Genomic DNA, 7,923 nt, shown 5'->3' with positions numbered 1-7,923 from the left:
AATAGTACGAAGTGATCTCCAATATCGTATTATACACGAAACATCAACCTACTGAATGTTTTTTCAGTAAAGTTTGTACAAGTTTTTCCATCTCATCTAACGTTTCTTTATAAATAGAAAGCGAGCCTCCAAATGGATCTGAAATGTCCTTGTCTATATCTTCAGTTAATCCATATAATGTATTCAATTTCTTTTCAACGCTCGGATAATGCCCAAATACAATTTGTTTATGATTTTCTGTCATCGTTACGACAATATCAGCCCAATCAAGCAAAGTTTCGTTTACTTGCTGCGCGGCATGATCAATTGAAATTCCTTTTTCAGCTAAAGCTTCCTTCGCATGTACCGATGCATCGCTCCCAGGATAGGCAAAAACACCAGCAGATTGCACTTCAAACCTATCTCCTCCGTGATGACGAAGCAACGCCTCAGCCATTGGACTACGACATGTATTGCCAGTACAAACAAATAACACTCGTTTCATCCAAACCCACCCCTATATTCGATTTCTTACCACTCATCATAACTTACATTAGAATAGAACAAAAGAAATGTGAATATACAAAAGGCGCATTTCTCTTATATTTTTTCTAAGAAAAATGCGCCTTATCCACATATATGTGAAACCCTATTTCCAAGTGCCTAGAGTATTTTAACATACCTACTGAATATGCAACAAAAATAAGGAATCCATTTCATACGAAACGGATTCCTCTTATACGACCATTATTTCATTGTAACTTTCATTACTTCTGTTGAACCTTTTGTAGCTGCTACGCCTACAGTTGTCTTAATAGACTCAGCTGCATCTGTGTTTGTAATAACGATTGGAGTAATTGTGCTTTTCGCTTTTTCACGGATTAATTCTAAGTCGAATGAGATTAATTTATCTCCCGCTTTTACAGCTTGGCCTTCAGAAACGTGAGCTTCGAAACCTTCGCCTTCCATTTTTACAGTTTCTAATCCAACGTGGATTAAAATTTCTGTTCCGTTTTTCGCTTTAATTCCGATAGCATGTTTTGTGTGGAATAATTGTACGATTTCACCATCAACTGGAGATACAACTACACCTTCAGTAGGATCGATTGCAACACCGTCACCCATCATACGACCAGCGAATACTGGATCTGGTACTTCTTCAATATTTTTCACTGCTCCAGTTAATGGAGCTACGATTGTTTCTTCATTTGTTTTTGAACCAAGACCGAATAATTTTTTAAACATAGGATAGTCCTCCTTATAATTTACCTAAAAGTTTATAGGGCAATCCCTAGTAAAGCTCGGGATACATGTAAGACTTCATACTTCGAATATTATACTGTAAAAACGCTTTCGAAATAAATTACGTCATTACTAATAGACTCTTATTGTAGCGCTTCACAAAATTCCAGTCAATTCTGATTGTCTGAATAACAATAAGAAGTTAACTTCTATTTATATTTTCTCTTTTTTTGCCCAACTTGTCTAGAGGTCTTTACCACATTTTATTTTTTGTTGTTAATTTGTAAAATTTAATTCAAACTTTTTTCGAAATCCACTTGACTAAAGTAAGTAACTATTTTATCATTACTTACACAAGGTAAGTTAATAACTTTTAGGAGGTTTTTAAAAATGATGGATTTCGGTCTACTTATTATTCGTCTTATTATAGGAATTACATTCATGGGTCATGGTGCTCAAAAATTATTTGGTTGGTTCGGCGGTTACGGTTTAAAAGGAACAGGTGGCTGGATGGAGTCAATCGGTTTACGCCCTGGTGTATTTATGGCATTTATGGCTGGCGCAACTGAATTACTAGGTGGTTTCTTATTCGCATCAGGTATTTTCATTGTAGTTGGTTCATTATTTATCGTTGGAACAATGTTAATGGCTATCTTCACTGTTCACGGAAAAAATGGTTACTGGGTAACACAAAATGGATATGAATATAACTTAATGTTAATCGCTGTTGCTGTTGGTGTAGCTTTAATCGGACCTGGCGCATACGTTTTACTTTAATTTTTATGTCATGTTACTCTTCATCCCCCAAGAAAGCAGCTTGGGGGATTTCAGCATTCCTTTAATCTATAATTTTTTTCACTAGGAAAATCCAATACTTTTCATTGAAGAAATTTTTAAATTCCAACTCATAGGACAACCCCCAATCACACTTAAAAGCCAAACATATGCTACTAGTATTAAATATAATAAGGGGGAAAAATCTTATGAAAAACCACGATAAAAAACTTCTAGAAGAAGAAATGGATCCAACTAACGAAAATGATAATGAAAGCAAAGTAAAAGCGAAGGCTAAAAACAAAAATAAGAATAAAAACAATAATAATCTTGCTAATCAAGGTGGACAAGCTGGACTCGAATTAACAGCGACTGGTGGTGGCCAAATTAGCGGAAAAGGTGGAACAAACGTAAGTCAAGGTGGACAAATTGCTAAAAAAGGCGGACAGAATGCGAATCAGATGGGACAAGTTGCTAGAGAGGATAGTGAAAACATAATCAAAAGAAGCGAATTCGAGGCTGGTGTTGCCGACGGCGAAGAAAGCGCTGATGAAAACATTTCAGCACCGGCGGAAGATGGGCTTTAAGCTGAGCAGAAAAAAAGATAGGAGCGAACATTCTTATGGCGAACCGTCGTTCTCAAAAATATAAAAACACTAACACAGAACAAACAGAAGCAACTTCCTCCTTCAAACTCAGCAAAGATGATCTTCCAATTGAAATTCACATCCACGTCAACATTTACAACTACAATGACAACAACAATAACCTTGCAAATCAAGGCGGGAAGGCTGGATTTACAATAACAGCTGATAGAAATGGACAGATTAGCGGAAACGCAGGAACAAATGCTAGTCAAGGCGGACAAATTGCCAAAAAGGGTGGACAAAATACGAGACAAACAGGACAAGCTGCTAAAGAAAATGATGAAAATAAAATTCAGGAATCACGTCCTACACTTTTTTTACCGCCGTTCTCTTAATTAACACTTCCATTTCTAAAATTTTCGCTTTATCTTAGTTCCATCATTGTTTGTCATTTATAAATTAAATCCTTATTTGGCATATAAATGACAAACACACTTTGTTGCATCAAAACAGCAATACTTATTCTTATCGACATATACATTTTTTGTCTCGTTTACAAAAAAGCCAAAAAAATATTTTTCCAGCAGGAGTTTTCCACTAACATCTTGTAAACAAACAATAAGTCGTCATATTTAGAAAGGGGATTTTAAGCATGTTATCCATTAATCCAAATGAACAATCGGAAAAAGAGAATTACAAATTATTAACGGGAAGCATCATTCCACGCCCAGTCGCATTCGTTACTTCTGTAACAAAAGACGGTGTATTAAACGGCGCACCATATAGTTATTTCAATATTGTCGCTGCTAATCCACCACTTATCTCCGTTTCTGTACAACGAAAAGCCGGAGAAAGAAAGGACACTTCCCGAAACGCAATTGAAAAAGGTGAATTTGTCGTACATATTTCTGACGAATCATATGTAGCAGCAATTAACGAAACAGCAGCCAATCTCCCGCCAAATGAAAGTGAAATTGAACTAGCAAAACTAACACCAATTGAAAGTGAAGCCATCTCCGTTCCAGGTGTAAAAGAAGCAAATATTCGAATGGAATGCGTATTAGAACGTGCAATTCCACTTGGTGGAACAGAAGACTCACCAGCTTGTGATCTACTAATTGGACGCGTCGTTCGTTTCCACGTTGCCGAACATCTATATGAAAAAGGGCGCATTCACGCAGAAGGACTCAAGCCAATAAGTCGCCTAGCAGGACACAACTATGCAAAATTAGGAGAACAATTTGAATTAGTTAGGCCAGTTTAAAAGTGGAAGTGGCCCGTTTAGCTCTGACCAGCTAAGGTTCTCTCGCACAAAAGGTGCTTTTTACCTTTCGTGCGGGAGGTTCTTAGATGCGAAGAGCTGGCCACTGGAACTGGATAATATCTAAAAGCAGAAGCGGCCCGTTCAGAATGGGAGGGGGATGGAGCTTCTGACGTAGAGGCGCTTTTTGCCTCGCAGGAAGACGCGAAGCCACCGACCATTCTAGCCGCTGGAACTGGATATATTTAAAAGCAAGGCAGCTCAATTCCTGCCATCACTCAAACATAAAAATCCCCTGCTTTTTAGCAGGGGATTTTATCATTGTAATTCTTCCTTCTTTTCCTCTAAAGTAGGCAGTTTTTCTTTTTTCGGTTTCCCTAGCTTAATTACGAAGAAGTATAAGGAAAGCAGTGTAATAAGAAAAACAATTAAAAACGGGTACGGAGAGTAAAAGGCACGCGCCGCCTCAGTCTTTCCCGCAACAAATTTCAATGACTCAATATCTAAAAACTCAGCAAACATTTGTACACCGAGCATACTAAACCAAAAAACAAAAAAACTAATAATAATACCAAAAACTTGCTTCAATCTCGTCATTCATCTCATCCTTTCTATATCTGTAATTTTTAGTGCAATAAATATAGTACAAACAAAATATTCACAGAAAGGAACTATCTCACCATTCACGAATTAACTTAATCCAACCTAACATCGAAATTTGCAAAATAATACCCCAAATTATAAGTCTTCTTAGCCATCGAGGAAAGAAGGTTAAAAACTTAACATACCATTCCAATAGCTTGTTCATAATTCCCTCCTACATAAAATTATATAGGAAAAAGGATATATAATCCAAATCCAACCAGAATGATACCACCTACTATCTCACCATATGTACCGAGCATATCTTTCGCATGTCTACCAATTAATAAACCAATCCACGCTAATAACATGCTAACAAATCCAAAAAGTAATATCGTAATAATTGTTTGTGCCCCATAAATACCAAGACTAAGCCCTACTGAGAAACTATCTATACTAACACCAAATGCAAATACGAATAAACTAATTCCAATAGGGGCAGTTCTAGTCTCTTCATTTTGTAAAATGGTCGAATATACGATATAAAACCCTAGTCCGATTAATAAAATAGCACCCGCAAAATGTGCAATATCTCCATACTTCTCTGATAAAAAACGACCTAGTACCATTCCTATAAACGGCATAATAATATGAAATATCCCTATCGTCATACCAATATACAGGATTTGTCTTAACTTTAGGGGCATCATCCCCATACCAAGACTCACCGAGAACGCATCCATCCCTAAGGCGAATGCCATAATTATTAAAGGTATTAGCTCTTCAAACGTCATTCATGCCCCTCCTTGGACGTGCTACTTCACAATATGCTTATCCAAGGAGAAATATTCTGTTTGCTAATCGTACCTTATCATTCAATAATAATATGATGTCCTGCCGCTTTTGTTAAACGATTCATAATAGCATTCCCTATTCCTTCATTAGGGAACGACTCACTAAAAATAACATCCACTTCACTTGCATCAAATGTTCTAAGTACATCATATAATTTAGTCGCAACGCTAGCTAAGTCACTTCGAACACCACAAGATAATATAACATCTGCGCTATATACATGCTGATACTCTTCCGTCGTTAATACGCCTACTTTAAATCCTTCTTCCTTTTTTTCATCTACAAGATGCTGAATAAACTCACGTGAGCCCTCAACAATACTAAGTGGTGCTTTCGGCGCATAATGTGTGTATTTCATTCCAGGTGATTTCGGTTTTTCCTTCTCATCCTTTAAAGCTGGATCTAAAGAAACGGTACCTATCACTGCTTCTAATTGTTCTTTCGTAATCCCACCTGGACGCAATATTGTTGGAACCGTGCTTGTACAATCAATTACAGTTGATTCAACGCCTACTCCAGTTGCACCACCATCAACAATACCTGCGATCTTCCCATTCAAATCTTCATATACGTGAGAAGCTAGTGTTGGACTTGGACGCCCTGAACGATTCGCACTTGGTGCCGCAACAGGTACATTCGCCTCTTCAATAAGAGCAAGTGCAACTGGATGATCAGGCATTCTTACCCCGACCGTATTAAGTCCCGCCGTCACCCTCTCTGAAATCCCTTCTTTTCTCGGCAAAATAATTGTTAATGGTCCTGGCCAAAAATGCGCCATTAACTTCTCTGCAACTGGTGGAATTTCTTTCACAATCCCATCTAACTGAGATTTTGTACCTATGTGGACAATGAGTGGATTATCACTCGGTCTTCCTTTCGCTTCGAAAATTTTCGCGATTGCTTCATCATCCATCGCGTTTGCACCTAACCCATATACTGTTTCCGTAGGGAAAGCAACCGCCTCATTTTCTCTTAATAATTTTGCTGCTTCTTGTAACTGTGGATAATATTTTTTTCTTTCCACAACATTATCCACAACCCACATATTTGTATGCATTTTTTTCCACGTCCTTTTCTACCCTTAAATACTTGTCTATTTTTAGTTTACTATGAGATTTATCCAAAAGACAAACAAGGTTTATCCACAAAATGTGGATAAACCTAATTAATCCGTGGATAACTTTGTGAATAGCTGACAATTTAGTATTATTGCATTCTGCTCTTTTATATTTTTACAAAAATGTTCTAACTGTTGAATTCCCTCTGGAACCTCATCCTTTTCTATAGTAAAAAAGTCAAAAAACTGAAAGATCGGTACAGATTGTGGATGGTTTGTTAGTAAGTACAATTGTTGAACACTTTTTTCTTTCATATACTGCAAAAACATTTCAAAAAAATATAAGAAAGTCTGTTTATCCACATGAGGTGTGAATAAACAAGAACGAATAAGTACATCTTCCCCACTTTGTTCATAACCAATTACAGCTCGTATTTCTTCCGCCTCTTCCAAAATCATAAATTGTGCGTACAACTCATTTATTTTATCATCTTTTTTATTAGCTTGTCCGAAAAAAGAATGTAATCTTTCCACATCTGCTTTCGTAGCAAAATACACTTTCTTCATAATAAATCCCTCCTCATTTTTATATATGAGGAGGGATTTATTAATAGTACTATTTAGAGAATAAAGATGTAAAAGCTTCTACAATAAACAATTTAACTTCTGGCTTTTCTTCTTCCTCTTCTACTTTTACATACTCATTTTGCTTTTCTTGTTTTTTCTCCACAGGTTTCTCCACTTTTTCCACAGTTTTTTTTTCTTCTTTACTTACAGGCTGCTCTTCAACTTTTGTTTCATTTTTTACTACTTTCTTTTCAGAAGCTGTTACTTTTTTTACTACTTCCTGCTTTACAACTTTCGTTTCTTTTACCTTATCCACTTTCTTCTCTTCTGTATTTACTACTTCCTCATCTAGTTGTTTCACCTGCTCCTCTTCAGGAGATTCCGCCTTCACAACGTGCTCTTCTTTTCTTACAGCTGTCCCACTCGAAAAATCTAAGAAACACATTGGTGGAAATAATACACACCACCAGTTCGCCCCTTCACCTTCTCCAATTGTGATCAATACTGCTTCATATTCTCCTGCTGGATAAATAAAATTCCCATATACCTTTGTAGGAAACTTTACATTCTTACTAAATTTCACTTGAAATGATTCTTTACTTCCTTCTCTTTTTAACGTATTTTCCACCGTTTTCTCGATTTCTGGAATATGACTTTGAATTACTTTGCGTGCCTCTTCAAATGAAGTTAAATCCGCTACCCAGCCATCAATTTGTGCTTTTACTTCATCACGCACTTTACGCTTTAATGCCTGGTCTTTATCTGAATCGCTATTTGCTAAAATTCGCAATCGAACGGCCTCTTTCGGAATAACTGAAGGCCCTTTTGCATCAGCTTTCATATATCCAAACTGCACAAGTAACTGTGCACCAATTAATAATATAAGAAGATAAGCAATAACTTGTTTTTTCATTTCCTCCACCGTCCCTTCTACAAACAGTGTGGACAGACTTTCATATTTCTAAACTATTAAATTCAAAATCTATATGAATTTTCCTACAAAAAAAAAAAAAAAAAAA

Annotated in this window: 12 protein-coding genes; 4 read left to right on the top strand and 8 right to left on the bottom strand. The window is 36.6% G+C overall.

Annotation, left to right across the window (positions count from 1 at the left end):
- Positions 1–43 precede the first annotated feature (43 nt).
- Together MR170_RS29055 and MR170_RS29050 are read right to left on the bottom strand one after the other, a co-directional pair.
- Positions 44–484, bottom strand: coding sequence for a low molecular weight protein arginine phosphatase (locus MR170_RS29055; protein ID WP_242310384.1), 441 nt, complete (start codon positions 482–484; stop codon positions 44–46).
- Positions 485–726: 242 nt separating this feature from the next.
- A complete protein-coding gene (locus MR170_RS29050; RefSeq protein WP_000473665.1) occupies positions 727–1,224 on the bottom strand; it encodes a PTS sugar transporter subunit IIA in 498 nt (165 codons plus the stop codon).
- 387 nt (positions 1,225–1,611) lie between these two features.
- Here MR170_RS29050 and MR170_RS29045 point away from each other — a divergent pair, with 387 nt between their 5' ends.
- The 4 genes from MR170_RS29045 (at position 1,612) to MR170_RS29030 (ending at position 3,846) form a co-directional block, all read left to right on the top strand.
- Positions 1,612–1,998: a DoxX family protein gene (locus MR170_RS29045; RefSeq protein ID WP_000968616.1), complete on the top strand. Its 387-nt coding sequence runs from the start codon at positions 1,612–1,614 to the stop codon at positions 1,996–1,998.
- A gap of 206 nt (positions 1,999–2,204) precedes the next feature.
- Entirely contained in the window at positions 2,205–2,582 is a 378-nt protein-coding gene (locus tag MR170_RS29040) for a hypothetical protein (RefSeq protein ID WP_016079649.1), read from the top strand.
- 35 nt (positions 2,583–2,617) lie between these two features.
- Entirely contained in the window at positions 2,618–2,977 is a 360-nt protein-coding gene (locus MR170_RS29035; protein ID WP_016079648.1) for a hypothetical protein, read from the top strand.
- Positions 2,978–3,234: 257 nt separating this feature from the next.
- The gene (locus MR170_RS29030) at positions 3,235–3,846 is read left to right on the top strand and encodes a flavin reductase family protein (protein WP_016079647.1); all 612 of its coding nucleotides are present in this window, start codon (positions 3,235–3,237) and stop codon (positions 3,844–3,846) included.
- Between the two features lie 315 nt (positions 3,847–4,161).
- On the opposite strand, the gene MR170_RS29025 is transcribed toward MR170_RS29030, so the two are convergent.
- The 6 genes from MR170_RS29025 to spoIIR form a co-directional block, all read right to left on the bottom strand.
- Positions 4,162–4,440, bottom strand: a complete 279-nt coding sequence (locus tag MR170_RS29025) for a DUF3935 domain-containing protein (RefSeq protein WP_000197471.1) — start codon at positions 4,438–4,440, stop codon at positions 4,162–4,164.
- Positions 4,441–4,519: 79 nt separating this feature from the next.
- Positions 4,520–4,651 (bottom strand): hypothetical protein, encoded by a 132-nt coding sequence (locus tag MR170_RS32345; protein ID WP_001037634.1) that lies wholly within the window; start codon positions 4,649–4,651, stop codon positions 4,520–4,522.
- A gap of 19 nt (positions 4,652–4,670) precedes the next feature.
- A complete protein-coding gene (locus MR170_RS29020; RefSeq protein WP_016079646.1) occupies positions 4,671–5,219 on the bottom strand; it encodes a manganese efflux pump MntP in 549 nt (182 codons plus the stop codon).
- A gap of 77 nt (positions 5,220–5,296) precedes the next feature.
- Complete coding sequence (locus MR170_RS29015) at positions 5,297–6,337, bottom strand: L-threonylcarbamoyladenylate synthase (RefSeq protein ID WP_050844751.1); 1,041 nt, start codon at positions 6,335–6,337, stop codon at positions 5,297–5,299.
- Between the two features lie 108 nt (positions 6,338–6,445).
- Complete coding sequence (locus MR170_RS29010; protein ID WP_000758437.1) at positions 6,446–6,904, bottom strand: GNAT family N-acetyltransferase; 459 nt, start codon at positions 6,902–6,904, stop codon at positions 6,446–6,448.
- Between the two features lie 49 nt (positions 6,905–6,953).
- Positions 6,954–7,817 (bottom strand): stage II sporulation protein R, encoded by an 864-nt coding sequence (gene spoIIR / locus MR170_RS29005; protein ID WP_242310381.1) that lies wholly within the window; start codon positions 7,815–7,817, stop codon positions 6,954–6,956.
- Positions 7,818–7,923 lie beyond the last annotated feature (106 nt).

The organism is Bacillus cereus group sp. BfR-BA-01524 (genome assembly GCF_022662595.1).
Taxonomy (GTDB): Bacteria; Bacillota; Bacilli; order Bacillales; family Bacillaceae_G; genus Bacillus_A; species Bacillus_A thuringiensis_S.
Note: the sequence above shows the minus strand (reverse complement) of the source record. Positions and strands in the feature narration are given on the sequence as shown.

What these genes read in the sequence shown, in the direction of transcription:
- MR170_RS29035 (WP_016079648.1), top strand. Translation starts at nt 2,618, where the DNA reads ATGGCGAACCGTCGTTCTCAAAAATATAAAAACACTAACACAGAACAA.
- MR170_RS32345 (WP_001037634.1), bottom strand. Translation starts at nt 4,651, where the DNA reads ATGAACAAGCTATTGGAATGGTATGTTAAGTTTTTAACCTTCTTTCCT.
- MR170_RS29050 (WP_000473665.1), bottom strand. Translation starts at nt 1,224, where the DNA reads ATGTTTAAAAAATTATTCGGTCTTGGTTCAAAAACAAATGAAGAAACA.
- spoIIR (WP_242310381.1), bottom strand. Translation starts at nt 7,817, where the DNA reads ATGAAAAAACAAGTTATTGCTTATCTTCTTATATTATTAATTGGTGCA.
- MR170_RS29045 (WP_000968616.1), top strand. Translation starts at nt 1,612, where the DNA reads ATGATGGATTTCGGTCTACTTATTATTCGTCTTATTATAGGAATTACA.
- MR170_RS29025 (WP_000197471.1), bottom strand. Translation starts at nt 4,440, where the DNA reads ATGACGAGATTGAAGCAAGTTTTTGGTATTATTATTAGTTTTTTTGTT.
- MR170_RS29010 (WP_000758437.1), bottom strand. Translation starts at nt 6,904, where the DNA reads ATGAAGAAAGTGTATTTTGCTACGAAAGCAGATGTGGAAAGATTACAT.
- MR170_RS29030 (WP_016079647.1), top strand. Translation starts at nt 3,235, where the DNA reads ATGTTATCCATTAATCCAAATGAACAATCGGAAAAAGAGAATTACAAA.
- MR170_RS29055 (WP_242310384.1), bottom strand. Translation starts at nt 484, where the DNA reads ATGAAACGAGTGTTATTTGTTTGTACTGGCAATACATGTCGTAGTCCA.
- MR170_RS29015 (WP_050844751.1), bottom strand. Translation starts at nt 6,337, where the DNA reads ATGCATACAAATATGTGGGTTGTGGATAATGTTGTGGAAAGAAAAAAA.
- MR170_RS29020 (WP_016079646.1), bottom strand. Translation starts at nt 5,219, where the DNA reads ATGACGTTTGAAGAGCTAATACCTTTAATAATTATGGCATTCGCCTTA.
- MR170_RS29040 (WP_016079649.1), top strand. Translation starts at nt 2,205, where the DNA reads ATGAAAAACCACGATAAAAAACTTCTAGAAGAAGAAATGGATCCAACT.